This is a genomic window from Streptomyces yongxingensis, assembly GCF_055597465.1.
On record NZ_CM145717.1, the window covers coordinates 9,180,280 to 9,203,013 of the forward strand.

Sequence of the window (22,734 nt, forward strand, 5' to 3'; positions counted from 1 at the left end):
GTCCCGTCAGGTCGTCCGCCGCCGTCGAGCAGCCGGCTGTAGCGCAGCCGCAGCGCCCGCTCCGTGCTGGCCGCCGCCGTACCGAGCCCGATCACGGTGTTGCCCACGACTGGTTCTGCCAATGCCTGACGTCGACGCCGTAGACCGTCTGCCGGCCATCATCGTTCGTCAGCCGACGAGCGAACAGTGCCCGGGAGCTCCGCCGCGCAGGCGAGGGGCAGGGTTCTGCGCATCTGATGTCCTCCTGAAGGGGCGCACAGGGGCACACGGGGGCACACAGGGGCGCGAGCCTGCCCGTGCGGCGCGGCCGGCACATCAGCCCGGCGGCTCGCACCGCCTCCGACCCAAGGCGAGGCGGTGCTTCGACTCTGGTCCAGGGCGTATCAGCCCTCGGTCCGACTCACCGGCCGCACGGTGTCGCGATAATGACCAGGTGAACACGGACGTCGCGGCACGGCTCGGGTGGTGGCAGCAGACCTGGCGGCTGGCGGCGGCCGCGGCGGTGGGCATCCCGCTCTGGCTCTCCACCGGTGTGCTGCTGCGGGGGCAGGCGGCCGAAACGGGCTCGTGGTTCGTCATCGGTGATCCGCTGGTGGCTTCCGGCTGCCTGACGGCGCTTCTGTGGCGGCGGCGGTTCCCGCTCGCCGTCGCCATGACGGTCGCGATCGCCTCGGCCGCGTCGTCACTCGCCACCGGCGCCGCACTTCTGGCGATGGGCTCGATCTCCACTCGTCGCCGTCCGGTGGAGAGCGGGGTCGTCGGGCTGGCCTTCGTGACCGCGTCACAGTTCGCCGACGCGTTCTACCCGGTCCAGAGCCCGCCCGGCTCGTTGTGGTTCCGGCTCTCGTTCCCGGTACTGATCGCGGGCATCGCGGTGGCCGCGGGCATGGCCATCGGCGCGCGCCGTGTCGAAGTGCGGTCCTTGCGGGACCGGGCGGAGAGCGCGGAACGGGAACAGACCGCACGAGCGGCGCAGGCGCGGGCCCTGGAACGCAACCGGATCGCCCGCGAGATGCACGACGTACTCGCGCACCGGATCTCCCTGGTCGCCATGCAGGCCGGAGTGCTGGACCACCGCGGCGACCTCACGGCCGAGGAGAACCGCGTGCTGGTCCGCGGCATCGCCGACGGCTCCCACCGAGCCTTGGAAGAACTACGGGATGTCCTCGGTGTGCTCCGAGCCGACCCGGGCCGCCCGGACCCACCACAACCCTCCCTCGACCGAATCCCCGAACTGGTGGACGACGCCCGCGCGTCCGGACTGGACGTCACGCTCACCACCACCCTTACGGGAATACCGTCCGACGTCGTCGGACGAACCTGCTACCGGATCGTCCAGGAAGGACTGACCAACGCCGCCAAACACGCCCCAGGCGCACACGTACACATCACCCTCGATGGAACAGCGGGCGGCAAACTCACCGTCAGCGTCCACAACTCCCCAGCCACCGCGGCAACCGCACAACCACCGGCATCGGGATTCGGCCTGCTCGGCCTCACCGAACGAATCACCCTCGCCGGCGGAGAACTCGACCATCACCCCACACCCGGCAACGGATACCTCCTCACCGCGCGACTACCCTGGCCGAACCCCACCCACGAAAAGAGAGTATGAGTGGATACCGAGCGGGAGCGGGTGCGTGTCGTCATCGTCGACGACGAACAGCTGGTGCGGATGGCGCTGCGGCTCGTCATCGACGGCGAGCCGGACCTGACCGTCGTCGCGGAGGCGGCCGACGGGGACGCCGCGATCACCGTGGTGGACGAGCAGCGGCCGGACGTCGTCCTGATGGACGTGCGGATGCCCGGCCGTGACGGTCTCAGCACGACCCGGGAACTCCTCACCCGACCGGCGCCGCCGCGCGTGCTCATGCTGACCACATTCGACTCCGACGATCTGGTGCTCGGCGCACTGCGCGCCGGAGCACTCGGGTTCGTCCTCAAAGACACCCGACCGCAGCAGATTCTCGACGCGGTACGGACCGTCGCGGACGGCAACCCCGTGCTGTCTCCAGCGGCCACGGCACGGGTGATCGCCGCAGCCACCGGTCCGCGGTCCTCTCACGCTCGCGACTCGTCCCGCGAAGCCGCGCGGAAACAGCTGTCCACCCTGACCGAACGAGAACGCGAAACCGCCAGGGCCATCGCGGACGGGCTGGGCAACCCGGAGATCGCCCGGCGGCTGCACATCAGCATCGCGACCGTCAAGGCGCACACCGGCAACCTGTTCGCCAAGCTGGCGGTCGAGAACCGGGTGCAGATCGCACTCCTGGTCCGCGACGCGGAGGAATGACCCGGGGCCGATGGCGTACCCGCGAGACCGCACTTTTCCGAGGTCGAGCTCTCGGGTCAGCCGCCGGGCCGGGCCTTCTTCCGGGCCCGGTACGCGGCCACGTCGCTCTTGTTGCCACAGGTGCCATACGCGTGCCAGCGCTGGGTGCGGCTGCGCGTGGTGTCGCTGTCCGGCGCGGTGATGATGTCCATGAGGGCCGTGCGCAGGCCGCGAATCCTGGCCATGCGCTGCGCCGATGGCGCCTCAGTGGCGAGCTGGCCGCGCGGGCCCCCAGCTCGTCCTGCCCCAGGACCGCTGCGGCGCCCGGTACATCAGCGGTATCGAGGCGATCCGCGTGGACGGCGGATACACCGTCTGGACCTGACGGCGCCGAGCGGAGCCCGATGGGGCCCGATGGGGCCCGGCGTCAGACCAGCGGACGGTACGCGGTGAGCGTGACGGACAGCGTCACATCGCAGGGCTCGGGCAGCCGGGCGATGCGCTCTTCCAGCCGCTCGCTCTGCTGATGCCAGGCGTTGGGGCCCATCCCCACCAACTGCGGCACGGCCTTGTGGTCCAGCGTCATGGTGCTCCGCGACCGCTCCCGGGCCACCTCGGTGAAATGCGCCGAGAGCCGGTCCGCCAGGCGCTCGTCCTTCTGCTCGCCCACCCGCAGCAGCTCCAGCGCCGCCACCAGCTCCCGCAGATGATCCGGCCGGGGCGTCACCACCAGCAGCACACCCTCGGGACGCAGAATCCGCCGCAGCTCGGCCGGATTGCGCGGTGCGAAGACGTTGAGGACCACCGACGCGGCCCCGTCGGCGAGCGGCAGCCCGTCCCAGGCGTCGGCCACCACCGCGCTGATCCGGGGATGCGCCCGCGCGGCGCGGCGGGCGGCGAACTTGGAGATGTCGAGCAGGATCCCCTCGGAGTCAGGGAACTCCGACATCACCCGGCCGAGGTGATAGCCCGTGCCGCCACCGATGTCCACGACACAGCCGAGGTCCCCACCCGAGGTTTCCGGTGCCGTCGCGCGCGCCAGCGCGGCCAGTGCCCCGGCGATCGGTGCGTAGTGGCCGGCGGCCAGGAAGTCCGCGCGGGCTGCCACCATGGCGGCGGTGTCCGCGCTGAACTTGGCGGCGCCACGCAGCAGATTGACGTACCCCTGCTTGGCCACGTCGAAGCTGTGCCCCTGGGAGCACCGCAGAACGCCGTCGGTCATCGTCATGGCGCCGGAGCAGTACGGACAGCGAAGGTACCGAACCGCCTCTTTCCGCATCGTGTCCCCCGTTGGCGCCGTTGTCCTGACAGGACCCCAGCCTATGCGCAGGTGCGCGGGGTGCCGCACATCCACCCCCTGCCTCGGTCGCCGCGGCCGGTCCGCCCGGAGACGTCGTCGGCACAATCCCCCGCCTGATGCGCAGCGTTCGGAAGACCGAACAGCATTGGAGTAACGGAACATAGGCTCGCCGTGATATAGCGTCGAGACGAGCTACGGAACTTGTCGGGGACCGGGGTCGGCGGGGCGCCGGGCCGGGGAGCGGAGGCCGGCGTGGAATCGGTGTCGGGAGCAGCGCGGGTCCGGCGTCATGAGGACGTCAAGTCCGCGGCGCGCGTCCTGGAAGTGCTCGAACTCCTCGGTGCCGAGGGCGCCCGGCTCTCGCTCGCCGACATGGCGAGCACCCTGTCCGTGCCCAAGAGCAGCCTGCACGCGGTGCTGCGCACCATGGAATCCCGCCGCTGGGTGGAGACCGACCCGTCCGGAACGCTGTACAGCCTTGGCCTCAAGGCGCTGCTGACCGGCACCGCCTATCTGGAGAGTGACGACCTCGCCGGGATCGCGGGGCCGGTGCTCGACCTGCTGGCCGAGGAGACGGGCGAGGCCGTCCACCTCGGGCGGCTGGACCACACGGACGTCGTCCACCTGGCCAAACGCGAATCCCGCCATGCCCTGCGAATGTACTCGGCGGTGGGCCGCCGGCTGCCCGCGCACGCCACCGCGCTCGGCAAGGCGATCCTGTCCCAGTACGACGCGGCGGAGGTCCAGCGCCGCCTCAACTGGCCGCTCCCGGCACTTACTCCGAGCACCGTCACCGACCCGGACGAGTTGCTCGCCCAGCTCGCAGACGCCCGCAAGCGCGGCTGGGCGGTGGACGAGGGCGAGAGTTCGGTGGACATCCGCTGTGTGGCGGTCCCGCTCGGCACCGGGCACGGCGGCGGCGATGCGATCAGCTGCTCGGCGCCGCGCAGCCGGATGGACGACGCCCGGCTGAGCGAGATCGCCGCTCATGTCACCGAGGCGGCCCACTCGTTGCGCACGCTGCTGAAGCGCCTCGGCGAGCACTGAGCCTCCGGGCCCGGCCGCGCGCCGCCGCCTCTGCCACGCGCCCTTGCCGTGCGCCCCGCTCCGCGCCCCTGCCATGTGCCCCGCCGCACGCCTGGGTCCGGCCATATCCCGGTACGGTCATTGACACCGCTCCTGAACCCTCTTTACGTTCGAATGGACGATCGCCATTCGGCTATGGGAATGGGAGCGTATGTCCGCACCCCCGCGAGCCGCACCTCCCGCTGGCCCAGGCCCCCTGGGTGGCGGAGCGCGGCGACAAGCTCCGCACCACCGCCGTACGCACCTTCCTGACGGCACCTCAGAACTGCCCGTGACACCGAACGCGACGAGCAGATGGGCGCCCCGGGCGCGGGCGCTGACCGGGAGGGGGCCGCTGTGGGCGAGCCGCTGAGGATAGGACTGGTCGGGGCGGGCAAGATCAGCCGGGCCTATCTGGACACGCTGCCCCGCCTGCCGGGACTGCGCCTGACCGCCGTGACCGACCTCAACCGGGCGCGCGCCGAAGCCGCGGCCAAGAGCGCCGAGGCCGCCGCCAGGGGCACCGAGGCCGCCGCCAGGGGCGCGAAGGGCGTGGCCGTCGCCGCGTCTGCCGATGAGCTGATGGCACGTGAGGACGTCGACGCCGTACTCAACCTGACCATCCCGGCGGCGCACGCCGAGGTGGCGCTGGCCGCGCTCGCCGCGGGCCGGCATGTGTACGGCGAGAAGCCGCTGTCCGGCACTCGCGAGGAGGCCGATGCCATCCTGCGCGCGGCCGAGCTCGCCGGGCTGCGGGTCGGCTGCGCGCCGGACACCGTGCTCGGTCCGGGCACCCAGACCGCGCGCAAGGCCGTGGACGACGGACTCATCGGCACACCGGTCGCGGCCACCGCCTTCATGACCACCGCCGGGCACGAGGCGTGGCATCCGGACCCGGAGTTCTACTACCGGCCCGGCGGCGGGCCGCTGCTGGACATGGGCCCGTACTACCTGTCCGCCCTCGTGCACCTGCTGGGCCCGGTGGTCCGGGTCACCGGAGCCGCCTCCCGGCCGCGCGCCCAGCGCAGCATCGGCAGCGGGCCGCGCGCGGGCGAGCGCTTCGCGGTCGAGGTGGACACCCATGTCACGGGCGTCCTGGAGCATCGCGGAGGCGCGCTCACCACACTGCTGATGAGCTTCGACGTGCACGCGGCCCGGCTGCCGCGCATCGAAGTCCACGGCAGTGAGGGCTCGCTGTCGGTGCCGGACCCCAACACCTTCGACGGCCCGGTGGAGCTCTGGCGCGGTGGCGCCTGGGAGCCGCTGGCGCCGTCGGCCGGATACGCGGGCTCCGCCCGGGGCTATGGCCTGGCCGACCTGGCGCGGGCACTCGGCGCGGGCCGTCCGCACCGGGCCTCCGCCGAGCTCGCCCGGCATGTCCTGGACGTCATGCTCACCCTCCTCGACGCCGCCCGGGAGCGGACCTCGCTGCCGGTCGGCACCACATGTTCCCGTCCCGAGCCCGTGCCCTTCGTCGACGAGCTGTCCCCATCGGCGGGCCGTCCCGCGCCCACGAGGTGGTGAACGGACGACCGGCACAGGATTTTGTCAACGGGCTTTGCAAAGTGAGGCCGACTCGGTACGGTCCCTTACGTCCACGGACGCGGCCCCATCCCCTCACCGAGGCTCGCATCCGTGCGGCGCCCCAGGCGCGACGGCGCGCGCTGTGCCCAACCCCCTTTGAGAATCACACTTCTCCCCGGAGGTTCCCCGTGCACAGGAAACGTCCAGACCTGCCCGCCCCCGCCCCGCGCCGCTCCGTGATGAAGGCCGCGGCCGGCGCCGTCCTGATCACCGCGGCGAACGCGCCCGCGTGGGCCGCGCCCATCCGCAGGCGGCCGAAGGCGGGCCGGGTGCTGGTGTTCTCCAAGACGGCGGGCTTCCGCCACGACTCCATCCCCGACGGCATCGCCGCCATCCGGCAACTGGGCACCCAGGCCGGGTTCGCCGTGGACGCCACCGAGGACGCCACCGCCTTCACGCCCGGCAACCTCGCCCGCTACGCCGCCGTGGTCTTCCTGTCCACGACCGGCGACGTCCTCGACGGCGGCAGGCAGACGGCCTTCGAGGGTTATATCGCGGCGGGCGGCGGCTACGCGGGGGTGCACGCGGCCGCCGACACCGAGTACGACTGGCCGTTCTACGGCGGCCTGTGCGGTGCGTGGTTCCAGTCCCACCCGGCGATCCAGCAGGCCACGGTGAAGGTCGAGGACCACGCCCACCCGGCGACGGCCCACCTCGGAAACACCTGGGTCCGCACCGACGAGTGGTACAACTACCGCACCAACCCCCGCGGTACGGCCACCGTGCACGTGCTCGCCTCGCTGGACGAGTCCTCGTACAGCGGCGGCACCATGAACGGCGATCACCCCATCAGCTGGTACCAGGCGTACAAGGGCGGCCGGGCCTTCTACACCGGACTCGGCCACACCAAGGAGTCCTACGCCGAGCCCGCCTTCCGGCAGCACCTCCTCGGCGGCATCACCTACGCCATGGGCGTGGCCAAGTGACCGCTGACGTCCCGCGCCGGCAGTTCATGGCCCTCGCCGCCACGACCACCACGGGCCTCGCGGCCACCGGCCTACCCGCCGGGTCCGCCCACGCCGCGCAGCACGGCGGGCACCAGGCGGCGGACCGGCCGCTGGCGCTGTGGTACCGCGCGCCCGCCGCCGACTGGCTGAGCGCCCTGCCGCTGGGCAACGGGCGGCTCGGCGCGATGGTGTTCGGAGGGACCGAGACCGAGCGGCTGCAGCTCAACGCGGACACCCTCTGGGCGGGCGGGCCGCACGAATACGACAACCACAAGGGGCTGGCCGCCCTGCCCCGCATCCGGCAGCTCGTCTTCGACGGCAAGTGGCCCGAGGCCGAGACGCTGATCAACTCCGACTTCCTCGGCGTGCCCGGCGGCCAGGCCCAGTACCAGACCGTCGGCAGCCTGCTCCTGAAGCTGCCGACGGGCGGCACGGTGTCCGGCTACCGGCGGGAGCTGGACCTGGACTCGGCGATCGCCACCACCACCTACACCCGCGACGGTGTGACGTTCACCCGCGAGGCGTTCGCCAGCGCTCCCGACCGCGTCATCGTCGTCCGGCTGTCCGCCTCGAAGAAGGGCGCCCTGTCCTTCGGCGCCACGTTCGACAGCCCGCTGCACACTTCCCCGTCCTCGCCCGACCCGCTCACCGCCGCGCTCGACGGGACCGGCGACGCCACCGGCGGGGTGGACGGCGCGGTGGGGTTCCGCGCGCTGGTGCGGGTGCTCGCCGAGGGCGGCACCACCACCAGCGCGGGCGGGACCGTCACCGTGCGGGGCGCCGACGCGGCCACCGTCCTGGTGGCCATCGGCACCACGTACGTGAACTGGGAGAACGCCCATGGCGACGCGGCGGGCCGGGCGGCGGGGGACCTCAATCCGGCGGCGAACCGCCCGTACGGACAGTTGCGCGGTCGCCATGTCGAGGACCACCGCGCGCTGTTCCGCCGTACCTCGCTGGACGTGGGCACCAGCGACGCGGCGGCCCTGCCCACCGACGAGCGCGTCGCCCGCTTCGCCTCCGGCGGCGACCCGCAACTGATCGAACTCCACTTCCAGTACGGCCGCTATCTGCTCATCGCGGCGTCCCGCCCCGGCACCCAGCCGGCCAATCTCCAGGGCATCTGGAACGACCTGACGAGCCCGCCCTGGGGCTCGAAGTACACCATCAACATCAATACGGAGATGAACTACTGGCCGGCCGCCCCCGCCAATCTCCTGGAGTGCTGGGACCCGGTCTTCGCGCTGCTCGACGAGCTGGCCGTCGCCGGGCGGTCCACGGCGCGCACCCAGTACGGCGCGGACGGCTGGGTCACCCACCACAACACCGACGCCTGGCGCGGCACGGCGCCCGTGGACGGCGCCTTCTGGGGCATGTGGCCCATGGGTGGCGCATGGCTGTCCATGGCCATCTGGGAGCACTACCGGTACACCCGCGACACGGCGAAACTGCGGGCGCGCTACCCCGTTCTCAAGGGCGCGGCCGAGTTCTTCCTCGACGCGCTGGTGACCGACCCGACCACGGGCGCGCTGGTCACCTGCCCCTCCGTCTCCCCGGAGAACGCCCACCACGGCGGGGGCGGCGGCTCGCTGTGCGCCGGGCCGACGATGGACATGCAGCTATTGCGCGACCTGTTCGGCGCGGTGGCCTCGGCCGCCGACCTCCTCGGCGTGGACGCCGCCTTCCGGGACCAGGTGCTCGCCGCACGCGGACGGCTCGCCCCCATGAAGATCGGCGCGCGGGGCCAGCTCCAGGAGTGGCAGCAGGACTGGGACGCGGGCGCCCCCGAGCAGCAGCACCGCCACGTCTCCCATCTGTACGGGCTGCATCCGAGCAACCAGATCAGCCGGACGCGCACCCCGGACCTGTTCGCCGCGGCGCGCACCACTCTCGTACAGCGCGGTGACGCGGGGACCGGGTGGTCGCTCGCCTGGAAGATCAACTTCTGGGCGCGGCTCCAGGAGGGGGACCGCTCCTACAAGCTGCTCACCGATCTGCTCACCCCCGAGCGCACCGCCCCCAACCTCTTCGACCTGCACCCGCCGTTCCAGATCGACGGCAACTTCGGCGCCTGCGCCGGAGTGACCGAATGGCTGCTGCAGAGCCAGCACGACGAACTGCACCTGCTGCCCGCCCTCCCGCCGAATCTGCCGGACGGCAGCGTGCGGGGCCTGCTGGCGCGGGGCGGTTTCGAGGTGGACGTCAACTGGGTGGGCGGTGCGCTGAGTGAGGCGCGGCTGAGGGCCCGGGCCGGAGGCCCGACACGGCTGCGTACGGCGAAGGCCGTGCGGGTGACCTCCGGGGACGCATCCGTCGCCACCACCCGGCCGGAGCCGGGGGTCACGGCCTTCACCGCGAACGCGGGCGCCACGTATGTGGTCCGTCCCGCCTGATCGGGGGCTCGGCGCGGGTGGCTACCGGGCCCCCGAGGTGCCGGACTCCAGCAGCCGGCCGCCGTCCCAGACCACGCCGACCTGGCGGTAGTACGCGGCGATCGGCTCGCGGACCTCCAGCCGGGCCAGCTCCTCGGTGGGCGTCTCGAACAGCTCCAGCTCGGCGTCGCCGACCCACGGCCGACCGCCCTCGAAGGAGGCGGCGCCGGACTCGATCAGCTCGTCGAGGGCGAGGCCCTCGCCGTTCTCGATCGACGGCAGCCAGCGGTGGTGGGCCATGGGATGGCCGTTGACGAAGCCGCCGGTCTCGGAGGGTTCGCGCAGGGTCACCACGGCCTGGGCGAGGCGCCGGTCGGCCGCGGCGAGGGTCGCGCCGAACCGGGCGCCGGGCTCGATGCGCGGGGCGGGCCCGTACGGGTGGGGGCGGGTCTGATGGATGGAGCCCAGCTTCTTCGGATAGCCCTGCTGCACCCCACGGGCGATCGCGAAGTCCTTGTCGACCCAGATGTAGACACAGCGGGAGTACGTCCGCCCCCGGTAGGTGCAGCGGACGACCGCGAAGGTCTCCTTGTACTGGGAGAGCACCGGATCCAGCAGCTCGCGTCCGCCGGCCGCGCAGGACTGCCAGTCGGCCCAGATCAGCGCGACCGCCCCCGGATCCTCCTCGGCGGGCTCCAGCGGCTCGGGCAGGAGTTCGCGCACCCGCGCGGGGTCGGTGCGGTACTCGATGGTGAGCAGATCGCCGGAGTAGTGCCACGGTGGGGAGGGGATGAGGGATGCGGCGCCGGTGGCGGTCTTGGGCGGGAAGTAGCCTCGGACGCTGGTCATGCCGTCACGCTCCTGACGCGGATGGCTGCGGCTGGGCCGCGGCTGGGCCGAGGGGGCATGGGACGGCCGTCACGCACGCGCGAGCCGCTCCAGACGCTCGTGGAGATCGTCGACATAGCCCTCGGACTCCGGCTTCATCAGCACACTGCGCAGGATGCGGGCCCCGTCGGCGTCCCGGACGAGCTTCGGATGGAGGGCCGTCAGGCGATCGGCGCCGACGCGGAGCGTGCTCACGAAGACGGGGTCGCTGTCCGTCATCCCCTCCCGCAGGACACGGTTGCTGGCCGCGTCGATCCCCGACAGTGTGGCGGCCCCGGTCACCGGGAAGTAGCTCACGATGTCCAGCTCCGGGGCCTGGTACAGCTCCAGGTGCTCCGAACCCTCGATCAGTTCGGCCCAGCGCAGCGCAGCCCGCCGACCCGCCGCGAGCGACTGCCCCAGCCCCTCGCGCGTGGGCGGTATGAGCTGGAAGGTGAGCCACAGCGCGGCGGCCGCCGCGCCCGCGCGGGAGCACTCCAGGCTGATCTCGCCGAGGTGCAGCTCCTCGGAGGTGAAGTACGTGTACGGCGAGTCGTGCAGATAGAACCGGCCCACCGAGGGGTCACGGAACAGGACGGCGCCGCAGCCGTACGGTTGGAGGCCGTGCTTGTGCGGGTCCACGACGATGGAGTCGGCCTCGGCGATGGCCCGCCACGGCTCCTCGGGCAGGCCCTCCGGGCCCGGCGCCCCGGCCAGCAGGGTGAAGAAGCCGCCGTAGGCGGCGTCGACGTGGACGCGCACGCCGTAGCGCTCGCGCAGCGCCGGCGCCTCGTGGATCGGCTCGACGGCTCCGAGCCCGGTGGTGCCCGCGGTGAGTACGACGGTGCCGACGCGGCCGGTCCGCAGGACCCGCTCCAGCGCGTCGAGATCGATCCGGCCCAGGTCGTCCACCGGGACCGGATGGCCCTCCACCCCCAGGACACCGCACATCCGGCCGTGGGTGTAGTGGGCCTCGGTGCTGTAGGCGACGCCCTTGCCGGGGTGCAGTTCGCGCGCCACGAAGAGCGCCTCGAGGTTGGCGATGGTGCCGCTGGTGGTCAGGTGGCCGAGGTGGGTGTCGTAGCCGAACATCGTGGCGAGCTGCTGGACGGCCTCCCGCTCCATCTCGGCGGTGGCCGGGCCGCCGTCCAGGGCGTGGTTGTTGGGATTGATCAGCATCGCCGTGAGGTAGCCGACGACCGCCGCCGGATGCGGCGGCTTGAGCATCTGGCCCGCGTAACGGGGGTGGAAGAACGGGTAGTTGTCCTTGAGCCGCTCGGTGAAGACCTCGAACGCGGCGGCGAACCGGGCGTCGTCGACCGCGAGCGCCGGATGGGCCTGGTACGGGCCGAAGCTCTTCACCCAGTCGGCGTCCGACGCCACGGCCGTGGCGAGCCAGGCATTCAGATCCATGTGGTCCACTCCTTGGTCGGGCCGGAGGTTCTGTTCAGGGCTGCTGGTGCGGTCAGGGTCGCTGGTGCGGTCAGGGTCGCTTGGGCGGTCAGGGCCGCTTGGGCGGGCGGATGCCGCGGAACTCCCAGTCTCCGCCCAGGGCGGTGGACAGGACCTCCTCCGACTCGGTGGGCTGTGCGCCGATGTCGCCGCGGATCGGGGCCGGTCCGGTGACGATGTGGTTGGTGAGCCGCCCCAGGCCCTCCACCTCCACATCGACCACGTCGCCGGGCCGCACGGGGCGGGAATTGGCGGGTGTCCCGGAGAGCAGCACATCACCGGGGTGGAGGGTGATGGTGCGGGCGATGTCGGCGACGAGATAGTGCATGTCCCACTCCATCTCGTCGGTGGACCCGTCCTGCGCCAGCCGGCCGTTGACGTAGGTGCGCAGATACTTGTCCCGGAAGTCCCAGTCGGTGACCAGCCCCGGACCCAGCGGGCACAGGGTGTCGGACCCCTTCACACGGAGCATCGAACCGGCGTCGGTGTCCCGGAAGTCGTGCAGCCCGTAGTCGTTGGCGATCGTGTAACCGGCGATGTGCTCCGCCGCCTGGTGGGGCGCGATGTTCCGCGTGGTCGTCCCGATGACGATGGCCACCTCGCCCTCGTAGTTGAGCCACTTGCAGCCCTCGGGGCGGACGACGGCGCCCCGGTGGGAGTTGAGGGCCGAGGTCGGCTTGTGGAAGTAGGTGGGGGCGGCGGGGAGTTGGACCTGGAACTCGGCGACGCGGCTGCGGTGGTTGAGGTGGACGGCGACCACCTTGGAGGGGACCACGGGAGGCAGGTGGTGTGCTTCCCGGATCGTGACCCGGCGGCCGTCGCCGGTGCGGAGTGCGTCGCCCTCGCGGACGGTCTCCACGACCGCGCCGTCGAGGAGGATGCGGCGGTACTCGGGCATGTCGGCTCTCCTCAGACGGGGCTGGGCGGGGTGGTGGCGGACGTGGCCGAGCCGGTGCCGGTCCAGCCGTCGGCCGGGCGGTCGAACCAGAGGTGGGCCTGGCCGGTGCCCACGGAGTTCTCGTACGCGCCGTACTGCCGGGCCGGGGCCACGCACGCCCGCTCGCCGAGGGCACCGGCCATCATCAGATAGTGGAAGAACTTCGCCTCGGGCTGGTGGGTCCAGAACTCGTCCATGGTGTCGAGAACCTTGTCGTGGCGGCCCTCCTTGAGCCAGGCGATGCGCTCCTCGTCGGCCGCCCTCGCCTGCGGGGTGAAGACATGGCGGGGGTCGCTGGCCTCGTGGTCCCGGATCTCGCGCAGTGGCCAGAAGGTGTGCGAGAGGGCGCCGGAGGCGATCAGGAGCACACGGCGGCCGGGCGTTGCGGCGATGCCGTCGGCGAGCGCCCGGCCCAGCCGGAAGTGGTCCTCCACGTCGCCGGTCTGGCAGACCCCGATCGTCATCCACCGCTTGCCGGGCAGCCCCTCGCCCAGGAACGTCCAGAGGTTGACGGTGGCGTAGTGGATCGGCAGGCAGGGGTCGTCGATCGGGGTGATGAAGGTGCCGTGTGCCTCGGCGAACCGGGCGACGGCGTGGGCGAGTTCGGGATCGCCGGGGAAGTCGTACGGCATCCGGCACATGCCCCGCGGCAGCTCGTCGGAGGTGAACAGCCCCGCGCGCCGCGAGTGGGCCGTCACGACGAACTCGACCGTGGTGGCCCAGTGGGAGTCCAGGACGACGACGGTGTCGTAGTCATCGCGCCCGAAGACGTCCTCGCGGAGCTGCCGGAGGCCGGTGACCAGGGTGATCTCCTTGCCCTCGTTGAGCTCGCGCCGGGTCTCCTCGGGGAGCACGATGGTGGGGACATGGGCGAGCAGACCCGCCCCGACGATCTCACCCATGGTCGCCGAACCCCTTCGGGGCGGTCACGCGGTTCTTCAGATCGCAGAAGAAGTCGAAGCTCCAGGTGCCGCCCTCGCGGCCGACGCCGGAGAGCCGGGAGCCGCCGAAGGGCGCCCGCAGATCGCGTACGAAGAAGCAGTTGACCCAGACCGTGCCCGCCACGAGCCGGGTGGTGACGCGTTCGGCGCGCCGGCGGTCGCCGGTGGCCACGGTGGCGGCCAGCCCGTAGCGGGTGTCGTTGGCGAGGTGGATCGCCTCCGCCTCGTCCGCGAAGGTCTGCAGGGTCAGCACCGGGCCGAAGACCTCCTCCTGCACGATCTCCGAGTCCTGGGCGACGTCGGTGAGGAGGGTGGGCCGGTAGTACAGACCGCCGAGCCGGGGGTGGGAGCCGCCGCCGAAGACCACGCGGGCCCCGGCCGCGATCGCCCGCCGTACGAAACCGTCGACCCTCTCGATCTGGCGGGGGTGGATGGTGGGCCCGATGTCGGTGGCCTCCTCGCGTGGATCACCCTGTGTCAGCCGGGCGGCCTTCCGCAGGAAGCGGTCGGTGAACTCGTCCGCGATCGACTCCTCGACGAGGAGTCGGGTGGCGGCCAGACACACCTGCCCGGCGTTGTCGAACTGCTCCACGGCCAGGTCGACGGCCAGCTCCAGATCCGCGTCCGCGAAGACCAACAGCGGGGACTTGCCGCCGAGTTCGAGGCTCAGCGGGGTCAGGTTCCGGGCGGCCGAGGCGGCGATGCGCCGGGCGGTCGGCACCGAGCCGGTGAAACTGATCCGGCGTACGTCCGGGTGGGAGGTGAGGTCGTCGCCGATCTCGGAGCCGTAGCCCTGGACGACATTGAGGACACCGGGCGGCAGCCCCGCCCCGGCCGCGATGTCCGCGAGCAGCGAGGCGGTCAGCGGGGACCACTCCGCGGGCTTGAGAACCACCGTGTTCCCGGCGGCCAGGGCCGGGGCGACCTTCCACGTGGCCAGCATCAGCGGGGCGTTCCACGGCGTGATCAGCACACAGGGGCCCGCCGGGTCCCAGCTGACGTGGTTGGTGTGGCCCGGGCCGGTGGGGCCGCCGGTGTGCGTCGTGAAGTCCTCGTGGCCCAGGGCGAGCGGCCAGTCCGCGAAGAAGCGGAAGTTGTGGGCGGCGCGCGGGATGACACCCCGGCGGTGTGAGCGCAGAAGCGCGCCGTTGTCGGTGGTCTCGACGATCGCCAGCTCCTCGAGGCGCTCCTCCACACCGTCGGCGATGGCGTGGAGGACGCGGGCGCGCTCGGCCGGGGGAGTGGCGGCCCAGCCGGGGAAGGCGGCCTTGGCGGCGGCCACGGCGGCCTCGGCCTCGTCGGGACCGCCGCGGGCGATCCGGGCGAGGGTGCTGCCGTCGATCGGTGAGATGTCGGGAAAGGTGTCGGTGGACGCCACGCGCCGGCCGCCGATCCAGTGCCGGGTGTCGACGGCGACACCGGCGATCCGTGCCTCGCTCACAGCTGTGTCCGGCTGTTGGGGCATGTCCCGGTCCTCCGTTTTGTTTGACCCCAAACAAGCTAACCGTGCCGCGGGGCCGGGTCAAGGTCGCCTCGGTGGCCGGGGCCCTGGGGAGCTGCTCCGGGGAGGTGTCCGGGGCGTGGTCACTGGCGGGAGCGGCGGCCCGAGCGTCGCGGGGCGAGATCCCTTCCGTCGAGCAGTTGCCGTCGGCGCTCCTCGCCGTGCTCCTCCAGTTGCGCCACGATGGCGCGCAGCCCGTTGGCCAGCCGCAGGCACTCCTCGGCGCTCAGCGGCGTGGCGACGAACGCCTCTTCGGCGTTGAACGCGGGGAAGAGGCGCTCCATGAGCTCCTCGCCCTCCGGCGTGAGCGAGAGCAGAACGCGCCGCCCGTCCTCCGGGTGGGGTGCGCGGGCCACGAGGTGACGCGATTCGAGAGTGCGCGCGATCCCGGTCAGCGTCCCCTTCGAAATGCCCGCCTCTTCCGCGACCGACCAGGTCTCGGCCTCGCCCCAGATCCACAGCACCCACAGCACCACGAAGCCGGTCCAGGTCAGATCGTGCGGGCGCAGCGCGGAGTTCTCCAGGTGCTGGCGGACGGCCGCGGCGGCGCGGTGGATATTGGCGACGGCGGCCATCTGTTCACGCTGCAAGGCGAAGCCGCCGAGTCGTTCCTGGACGGCCTGTTCGGTCTCGGCGATGGATCGGCGGCGCCCGGGCACGGTGGATCCTCCTCGGCTTCGGGCGGCCTGGGCCGCCGGGTGATTCGTTCGCGCTCAAATGTAGCCCCGGGCGCGCCGGGGGCCGGGCGACGGCCGCGCCCGGGCCGTATCTCGGCAACCCTTGTGGACGGCCCGGCCGCCTCGTATCGTGTGGCCCTCTCGTTTGGTGTCAAATAATCCCGGCACCCACGGGGGCCGGAACAGAGCAAGGGGCCAGAACGGAGCACACCGTCCCGGCCCACTTCCAGGGAGCGACCATTGAGCGCCGAGACAGCCGACCGGATCCGCCGGAGGACCGAGGCGCTCGCGGCCGAGGGCATCGACGTCATACGGGTCGCCTATCCCGACATGATGGGCTCCGACCGCGGCCGGGACATCCTGCTGCACCAGCTGCCGCACGCGGTCGGCCACGGGCTCGCCTTCAGCCGGGCCGTGTACCACACCGCGGCGCTGGGCGATCATTCGTACCTCCCCGGCGGCCTCGAAGCCGGTATGCCGGATTTCCTCGTCCGCCCCGACCCGACCACGCTCGTCGCCCTGCCGTGGGAACCGGGCGTGGCCTGGTGCATCGGCGACGTCCGGGACCCGGCCACCGGGCTGCCCGTGCCCGAATCGCCCCGGGACCTGCTGCGTCAGGTCATCGGCCGGCTGCTCGACGCGGACCTGACCGCGGTCGTGGGCCCGGAGTTGGAGTACGTCCTGCTCGACCGGGACCCGGACCCGGCCTCGCCCGTCGGCTGGCGGCGCTACGCCCCCGCCCCCGGCCATGTCTACACGACCGGCCGCAAGGGCGACCCGGACGGGCACCTGCTGCGCACCCTCCGGGCGCTGCACGCCCTCGGGCTCGACGTCAGCGGCGGCAACCGGGAGTTCGACAGCGGTCAGTTCGAGATCAACCTCAGCCACTCCGAGGCGCTGGACGCCGCCGACCGGGCCTTTCGCTTCAAGGCCGCGATCAAGGAACTCGCCCATGCGGAGGGCAGGTTGGCCACGTTCATGGCCAAGCCGTTCAACGACGGAGGTGGCTCGGGGTTCCACGTCCATCTGTCCCTCGTGGACGCGGACGGCCGTAACGTCTTCGACGCGCCCCGGGACCCCTACGGGCTGTCCGCCTCGGCACGCCACGCCCTGGCGGGAGTGCTCGCCCACGCCCCCGCGCTCTCCGCGCTGCTCAACCCCACCATCAACTCGTACAAGCGCTTCGGCCCGGACACCACGGCCCCCTGGCTGGTCAACTGGGGCCTGGACAACCGCAACGCCCTGGTGCGCGTCCCGCCCGAGCGCGGCGGCGCCGCCCGCCTGGAAGTCCGCCTCGGCGACGCCACCGCCAACCCCTACCTCGCCATCGCCGGTCTGCTCGCCGCGGCCCATCTGGGCATCGCCGCCGCCGAGGAGCCCTCGGGGCCGATGACCGGGGAAGGCCGCGACAGGGGCACCGCCGCCCTGCTGCCGACGGACCTCGGCCAGGCCCTCGACGCCTTGGAAGGCGACGACCGGCTCACCGATGCGCTCGGCAAGCCCTTCGTCGACGCCTTCCTCACCTTCAAGCGCGATGAGCTGGCCAGGTTCCAGCGGTACGTCACCGACTGGGAGTTCCGCGAGTACGCGCGGCTCATCTGAGCCCCCCGCCCTTGGCCTGGCAGTCGGGCAGCCGGGCAGCCGGGCAGAAAGCGTAAGGCGGGCCCTCCCCAGGGCGTCGGCGGTCTCAGACGAGGTGCCGGGAGAAGAACCTCAGCGTGCTGTCCAGCTCGAAGGCCGGGACCTCCCCGTGTGTGCCGGGGTTGGCGTGCAGCGTCTTCTCGGCCGAGGCCAAGGCGTCGAAGAGCGCCAGGCTCTGGTCACGTGGCACCCGCTCGTCGTCCCACTGCACCAGGAACTCCACCGGGACGGTGATCCGCGCGGCGTCCTCGGCCGAGGCCAGGGCCCCGCCCAGGCCCAGCACCGCCGCGCGGACCCGGGGTTCGGCGGCGACGAACGGAACGCCGAGCCCGCAGCCCAGCGAGATCCCCCAGTAGCCCACCGGACCGGCGCCGACGTGATCGAGCCGCCGCACCGCGTCCAGGACCGCCTGCCATTCCGGGACGGTCTGGCGGGCCACCAGCGCCTGGAACTCGGCGATCAGCGGAGCCCGTTCCGCTCCGGCAGCCACACGAGCCTGGTTCTCGGTGGCGATCCGGTTGTACTCCTCGTCCAGCGGCCGGTCGCCGTGCCCGGGCACATCGACCGCCACCGCCGCGAAACCGCACTCGGCCACGAAGCGGTGCGCACGGGCCAGAATGTCCGGGGCCTTCTTGTGCTGACCGCCGCCGTGCCCCAGCAGGATCAGGGGACGGGCACCGGCGATACCTTCCGGCGTCCACAGCACGCCGGGAATCTCACCGAGGGTGAAGAGCTGTTCGCGGACACCGTCGGACGACGTTTCAGAGGTGAAGCGCATTGCGTCGCAAGCCTTTCGGGATGCCTTCCGCGGGCACTCCCTAGGCCATGCGGGAGAAGGGGGCCCGACCTGTCACAGCGTTGATCGGTCTCACCTCCTCGGTTCGCGGCAGCGCACGGCGGCACTGAAAGTATCACGACGGGCGTGAGCGGCACCGTGGAGCACCGGTCAGTGGCCGCGGGTGCGCTCAGCGCCGTACTGCTGGTTCCGTTGGTTCGGGGCGGACAGGGCCGGGATCTCGGGGTGGTCGCGCAGGGCCGCCACGACCGCGTTCACCGCGGTGCGCCGCGTCGTGCCGCGGCGCACCGCGATGGTGATGTTGCGGTGCACCGGTGCGCTGAGCTCGCGGGTGGCGACGGCGTGGTCCGGGGTGATGGCGAGCGCGGGCAGCAGGGTGATCGACCGGCCCGACTCGACGTGTCGCAGCAGCATCAGATAGTTGCTGAACCGGCAGGCCACCCGGGGCTCGAAGCCCGACTCGCGGCACAGCCGTACGGTCAGATCCGCCATGTACGACCGCGGTCGGTCACACGCCCACGTCTCCTCCGCGCACGCCGCGAGGTTCACCGTCGTACGGCTGGTGAGCGGGTGGTCGCGCGGCAGCACCAGCACGATCGGGTCGGTTCCCAGCGGGATGATCTCGAGGTCCGCGCCCCAGGAGAGGCCGACGTAGTCGGTGGTGGTGACGATGACGTCCGCCTCGCCCGAGCGGAGGGCCGGTCCGCCCTCGTGCGGCTCCAGCTCGATCAGTTCGAGGTGCAGCCGCGGATGGGTGGTGGCCAGGCGCGTCGTCGCCGGGACCGCGAGGGTGTAGATCGCGCTCTGGAACACCCCGAGCCGGACGGTGCCGATGGGCTCGTCGTTCAGGGCGTGCAGCTCGGCCTCGGCCTCCGCCATCTGGTCCAGGATCTCCCGGCCCCGGCGGGCCAGCAGCAGTCCTGCCGGGGTCAGCCGCACCTTCCGCCCGGTCCGCTCGATCAGCCGGCACCGAGTCTCGGTCTCGAGGACCGCCAGTTGCTGGGACACCGTCGACGCGCTCAGGTGCAGCGTCTCGGCGACCGCGCGCACGGTGCCCAGGGTTTCCAGCAGGCTGAGCAGCCGCAGCCGACCCGAGTTGAGCATGGGCGCGATTCTACGGTTCCGCTGTCCGGTTTCACCGAACAGAACGGTCGGATCTGTGCGATGGACGCGCGCAGTGGCGCATCCCTAACGTCGGTGGCATGGATCCCGAGACAGCCGGTGGCGCCGTGGAGCGCCACCTCATCCGCTATTCCGGCCGAGCCGCGTTCACCCCCGAGGTCATCGCCCGCGCCGCGGGCACCTCGGTGTTCACCGAGAGCGGCCGCGAGCTGCTCGACTTCACCTCCGGCCAGATGAGCGCGATCCTCGGCCACTCCCATCCGGAGATCGTCGCCACGGTGCGCGAACAGGTCGGCCACCTCGATCATCTGCACAGCGGCATGCTCAGCCGCCCGGTCATCGACCTCACCCGGCGGCTCGCCGAGACCCTGCCCGACCCCCTCGAGAAGGCGTTGCTCCTGACCACCGGGGCGGAGGCGAACGAGGCCGCGGTGCGAATGGCGAAACTCGTCACCGGGCGCCATGAGATCGTCTCGTTCGCCCGGTCCTGGCACGGCATGACCCAGGCCGCCGCGAACGCCACCTACAGCGCCGGGCGCAAGGGCTACGGACCCGCCGCGCCGGGCAACTTCGCGCTGCCGGTACCGGACCGCTTCCACCCCGACATCGTCGACGCCGAGGGGGTGCTCGACTGGCGGCGCCAGCTCGACCTGGGCTTCGACCTCATCGACGCCCAGTCGGTCGGCAGTCTCGCCGCCTGCCTGGTCGAGCCGATCCTCAGCTCCGGCGGCGTCATCGAGCTCCCGCCGGGCTATCTCGCCGCCCTGGCCCACAAGTGCCGGGAGCGGGACATGCTGCTGATCCTGGACGAGGCGCAGACCGGGCTGTGCCGCACCGGCGACTGGTACGCCTTTGAACACGAGGGCGTCGTCCCGGACATCCTCACGCTGTCCAAGACGCTCGGCGCGGGGCTGCCGCTGGCCGCCGTGCTGACCAGCCCGGAGATCGAGCAGCAGGCGTACGACCGGGGGTTCCTGTTCTTCACCACCCATGTCAGCGACCCGCTGCCGGCGGCCGTCGGCAACACCGTCCTCGACGTTCTGGCCCGCGACCACCTCGACAAGCGTGCGCGCGAACTCGGCACGGCACTGCGCGGTCAGCTCGATGAGCTCGCCACCCGCCACGATGTCGTCGGGGACGTCCGCGGCCGTGGGCTGCTGCTGGGGATGGAGCTGGTCGGCGACCAGGTGCTGGGCACCGGTGGCGCCGACCGGCTCGGCGCGGCCGTCACCCGGCGCTGCTTCGAACTCGGGCTGCACATGAACATCGTCCAGTTGCCCGGCATGGGCGGCACCTTCCGGATCGCGCCCCCGCTGACCGCGGGCGACGACGAGATCGCCCGCGGTGTCGCCATCCTCGACCAGGCACTCACCGACGCCGTCCGCGATCTCTGACGCCGCGTCATGAGTCCGCCTGACGCCATCTCGTGAGTCCGCATGACATCTGTCATGCGGACTCATGACACACCGCACTCCTCCCGGCCCCGCCGCGCCGGAAACCTGGAAGGCATGGACACCGTTATTGAAGCCGCCGACGTGCGGCGGCACTACAAGGGCTTCCAGGCCGTGCGCGGCGTCGACCTCACGGTCGCCCGTGGTGAGCTCTTCGCGCTCCTGGGGACCAACGGGGCCGGTAAGACCTCCACCCTCGAGGTCCTGGAGGGGCAGGCCATCCCCACCTCCGGGGGCGTTCGGGTGCTCGGCCGCGACCCGTACCGCGACCGCGCCGCCGTACGCCCCCGTATCGGGGTGATGCTCCAGGAGGGCGGCTTCCCGACCGAGCTCACGGTCACCGAGACCGCGCGCATGTGGGCGGGGTGCACCAGCGGCGCCCGCCCCGTGGCCGAGGCCCTGGAGCTGACCCGGCTGACCCAGCGGCGGGCGGTGCGGGTCAAGCAGCTCTCCGGTGGCGAGCGCCGCCGCCTCGATCTCGCCCTGGCCCTGCTGGGGCGGCCGGAGGTGCTGTTCCTGGACGAGCCGACGACCGGCCTGGACGCGCAGTCCCGCCACGAGACCTGGGAGCTGATCCGGGAGCTCAAGGAGCAGGGCACGACGGTGCTGCTCACCACCCACTATCTGGAGGAGGCGGAGCAACTGGCCGACCGGCTGGCGATCATGCACGCCGGGCGGATCGCCACCTCGGGGCGGGTCGCCGACGTGGTGGCCGAGCGGCCCTCGCGGATGAGCTTCGAACTGCCCGTGGACCACTTCCTCGGCGATCTGCCACCGCTGGCACCGCTGGGGGTGACCAGGCAGGAGAAGGCCGGGCGGACGGTCCGGCTGGAGACCGTCGATCTCCAGCGCACGGCGACGGCGCTGCTGCTGTGGGCCCGGGACAAGGATGTGGTGCTGCGCGGGTTCGACGCCCGGTCGGCCACGCTGGAGGAGGCGTTCATGGAGATCGCGAAGGGCCTGGAGAGCGAGGGGGCACGATGACGACGTCAACAGCCCCTACGGGACGGGCCCACGCGGCCACGCCCACCCGGGTCACCGCCATGGACCGGCTGGTCGCCCTCGGCCGCGCCGAGTTGACGCTGCTCCTGCGCAGCAAGGCGTCCCTGGTCACCGCGGTGGTCCTGCCGAGCATCATGGCCTTCGCGATGCGCGGCGTGGTCAAGGAGCTGGACCTGGGCGGCACCGGCCTGTCGGTGGCCACCGTCATGCTGCCCGCCGCGCTGGCGATGGCGCTGTTCTTCTCCGTATACACGAATCTGGTCGGCGTGTATGTGCTGCGCCGCGAGACCCTCGTACTGAAGCGGCTGCGCACCGGCGAGGTGCGCGACTGGGAGATCCTCGTCGGCAACGCCCTCCCGGCGTTCCTGCTGGCGGCCGTGCAGTCCGTGCTGCTGGCGATCGGGATGACCGTGTTCCTGGACGCGGACGCGCCGGCCGCCCCGCATCTGGCGGTGTTCGGCCTGCTCGTCGGCGTGGTGATGCTGGTGGCCGCGGGAGCGCTGACGGCGGCGTTCACCCGGACCGCGGAGAGCGCACAGCTGACGTTCCTGCCCTTCCTGCTGGTGACCATGGCCGCCTCCGGGGTCTACGCGCCGCGTGAGGTGATGCCGGACACGATGGCCGACATCGCCGCCTGGCTGCCGTTCTCGCCGGTGATGGATCTGCTGAGGGGCGGCTGGACGGGCGACCTGGACGGTGTGGACCAGCTCCGGGCGGCGCTCCTCGCGCTGGCCTGGACGGGCCTGGCAGTGTTCGGTGTGCGCCGGTGGTTCCGCTGGGGACCGCGAGGTTGAGGACGGCGGAGCC

The 22,734-nt window shown here is 72.1% G+C and carries 20 protein-coding genes and 1 pseudogene; 11 read left to right on the forward strand and 10 right to left on the reverse strand.

Going from position 1 to position 22,734, the window contains the following annotated elements; translation table 11 throughout:
• Positions 1-433: 433 nt before the first annotated feature.
• Both ACZ6TD_RS39410 and ACZ6TD_RS39415 read left to right on the forward strand, forming a co-directional pair.
• Entirely contained in the window at positions 434-1,615 is a 1,182-nt protein-coding gene (locus tag ACZ6TD_RS39410; RefSeq protein WP_471345865.1) for a sensor histidine kinase, read from the forward strand.
• Positions 1,616-2,293, forward strand: a complete 678-nt coding sequence (locus ACZ6TD_RS39415) for a response regulator (protein WP_471345867.1) — start codon at positions 1,616-1,618, stop codon at positions 2,291-2,293.
• 56 nt (positions 2,294-2,349) lie between these two features.
• On the opposite strand, the gene ACZ6TD_RS39420 is transcribed toward ACZ6TD_RS39415, so the two are convergent.
• A complete protein-coding gene (locus tag ACZ6TD_RS39420; protein WP_471345869.1) occupies positions 2,350-2,517 on the reverse strand; it encodes a CGNR zinc finger domain-containing protein in 168 nt (55 codons plus the stop codon).
• Positions 2,518-2,528: 11 nt separating this feature from the next.
• On the opposite strand from ACZ6TD_RS39420, the gene ACZ6TD_RS39425 reads away from it, so the two are divergent.
• A complete protein-coding gene (locus ACZ6TD_RS39425; protein ID WP_471358864.1) occupies positions 2,529-2,657 on the forward strand; it encodes a hypothetical protein in 129 nt (42 codons plus the stop codon).
• Between the two features lie 42 nt (positions 2,658-2,699).
• On the opposite strand, the gene ACZ6TD_RS39430 is transcribed toward ACZ6TD_RS39425, so the two are convergent.
• Positions 2,700-3,551 carry a putative RNA methyltransferase gene (locus ACZ6TD_RS39430; protein WP_471345870.1) on the reverse strand — a complete coding sequence of 284 codons (852 nt, stop codon included), beginning with the start codon at positions 3,549-3,551 and terminating at the stop codon, positions 2,700-2,702.
• Positions 3,552-3,824: 273 nt separating this feature from the next.
• Here ACZ6TD_RS39430 and ACZ6TD_RS39435 point away from each other — a divergent pair, with 273 nt between their 5' ends.
• The 4 genes and pseudogenes from ACZ6TD_RS39435 (at position 3,825) to ACZ6TD_RS39450 (ending at position 9,561) form a co-directional block, all read left to right on the forward strand.
• Positions 3,825-4,619: an IclR family transcriptional regulator gene (locus tag ACZ6TD_RS39435; protein ID WP_471345872.1), complete on the forward strand. Its 795-nt coding sequence runs from the start codon at positions 3,825-3,827 to the stop codon at positions 4,617-4,619.
• Positions 4,620-4,994: 375 nt separating this feature from the next.
• Entirely contained in the window at positions 4,995-6,161 is a 1,167-nt protein-coding gene (locus ACZ6TD_RS39440) for a Gfo/Idh/MocA family protein (protein WP_471345874.1), read from the forward strand.
• A 239-nt stretch (positions 6,162-6,400) separates the two neighbouring features.
• Positions 6,401-7,144: pseudogene (locus ACZ6TD_RS39445) on the forward strand (ThuA domain-containing protein); the annotation flags it as partial.
• A gap of 29 nt (positions 7,145-7,173) precedes the next feature.
• Positions 7,174-9,561, forward strand: coding sequence for a glycoside hydrolase family 95 protein (locus ACZ6TD_RS39450; RefSeq protein WP_471358443.1), 2,388 nt, complete (start codon positions 7,174-7,176; stop codon positions 9,559-9,561).
• Between the two features lie 21 nt (positions 9,562-9,582).
• Here the strand turns inward: ACZ6TD_RS39450 and ACZ6TD_RS39455 are convergent, their stop codons facing one another.
• From ACZ6TD_RS39455 to ACZ6TD_RS39480, 6 genes are all read right to left on the reverse strand, one after another.
• Positions 9,583-10,389 carry an acetoacetate decarboxylase family protein gene (locus ACZ6TD_RS39455; protein ID WP_471345876.1) on the reverse strand — a complete coding sequence of 269 codons (807 nt, stop codon included), beginning with the start codon at positions 10,387-10,389 and terminating at the stop codon, positions 9,583-9,585.
• 69 nt (positions 10,390-10,458) lie between these two features.
• Positions 10,459-11,820 carry a pyridoxal phosphate-dependent decarboxylase family protein gene (locus ACZ6TD_RS39460; RefSeq protein WP_471345878.1) on the reverse strand — a complete coding sequence of 454 codons (1,362 nt, stop codon included), beginning with the start codon at positions 11,818-11,820 and terminating at the stop codon, positions 10,459-10,461.
• A gap of 88 nt (positions 11,821-11,908) precedes the next feature.
• Positions 11,909-12,757, reverse strand: coding sequence for a fumarylacetoacetate hydrolase family protein (locus ACZ6TD_RS39465; protein ID WP_471345880.1), 849 nt, complete (start codon positions 12,755-12,757; stop codon positions 11,909-11,911).
• Positions 12,758-12,768: 11 nt separating this feature from the next.
• Complete coding sequence (locus ACZ6TD_RS39470) at positions 12,769-13,698, reverse strand: 3,4-dihydroxyphenylacetate 2,3-dioxygenase (protein WP_471345882.1); 930 nt, start codon at positions 13,696-13,698, stop codon at positions 12,769-12,771.
• Positions 13,691-15,202, reverse strand: coding sequence for an aldehyde dehydrogenase (locus ACZ6TD_RS39475; RefSeq protein ID WP_471345884.1), 1,512 nt, complete (start codon positions 15,200-15,202; stop codon positions 13,691-13,693). The genes ACZ6TD_RS39470 and ACZ6TD_RS39475 overlap by 8 nt, the downstream gene beginning before the upstream one ends.
• 119 nt (positions 15,203-15,321) lie before the next feature.
• Positions 15,322-15,897, reverse strand: coding sequence for a MarR family winged helix-turn-helix transcriptional regulator (locus tag ACZ6TD_RS39480; RefSeq protein WP_471345886.1), 576 nt, complete (start codon positions 15,895-15,897; stop codon positions 15,322-15,324).
• A 258-nt stretch (positions 15,898-16,155) separates the two neighbouring features.
• On the opposite strand from ACZ6TD_RS39480, the gene ACZ6TD_RS39485 reads away from it, so the two are divergent.
• Entirely contained in the window at positions 16,156-17,517 is a 1,362-nt protein-coding gene (locus ACZ6TD_RS39485; RefSeq protein ID WP_471345888.1) for a glutamine synthetase family protein, read from the forward strand.
• A gap of 85 nt (positions 17,518-17,602) precedes the next feature.
• Here ACZ6TD_RS39485 and ACZ6TD_RS39490 read toward each other — a convergent pair whose 3' ends face one another.
• A complete protein-coding gene (locus tag ACZ6TD_RS39490; protein WP_471345890.1) occupies positions 17,603-18,334 on the reverse strand; it encodes a dienelactone hydrolase family protein in 732 nt (243 codons plus the stop codon).
• A gap of 168 nt (positions 18,335-18,502) precedes the next feature.
• The gene (locus ACZ6TD_RS39495) at positions 18,503-19,456 is read right to left on the reverse strand and encodes a LysR family transcriptional regulator (protein ID WP_471345892.1); all 954 of its coding nucleotides are present in this window, start codon (positions 19,454-19,456) and stop codon (positions 18,503-18,505) included.
• A 98-nt stretch (positions 19,457-19,554) separates the two neighbouring features.
• Between ACZ6TD_RS39495 and ACZ6TD_RS39500 the strand changes: the two genes are divergently transcribed.
• The 3 genes from ACZ6TD_RS39500 (at position 19,555) to ACZ6TD_RS39510 (ending at position 22,721) form a co-directional block, all read left to right on the forward strand.
• Positions 19,555-20,868 carry an aspartate aminotransferase family protein gene (locus ACZ6TD_RS39500; RefSeq protein ID WP_471345894.1) on the forward strand — a complete coding sequence of 438 codons (1,314 nt, stop codon included), beginning with the start codon at positions 19,555-19,557 and terminating at the stop codon, positions 20,866-20,868.
• Positions 20,869-20,982: 114 nt separating this feature from the next.
• Entirely contained in the window at positions 20,983-21,909 is a 927-nt protein-coding gene (locus ACZ6TD_RS39505; RefSeq protein WP_471345896.1) for an ABC transporter ATP-binding protein, read from the forward strand.
• Entirely contained in the window at positions 21,906-22,721 is an 816-nt protein-coding gene (locus tag ACZ6TD_RS39510) for an ABC transporter permease (RefSeq protein ID WP_471345898.1), read from the forward strand. Before ACZ6TD_RS39505 ends, ACZ6TD_RS39510 begins: the two co-directional genes overlap by 4 nt.
• Positions 22,722-22,734: the final 13 nt, after the last annotated feature.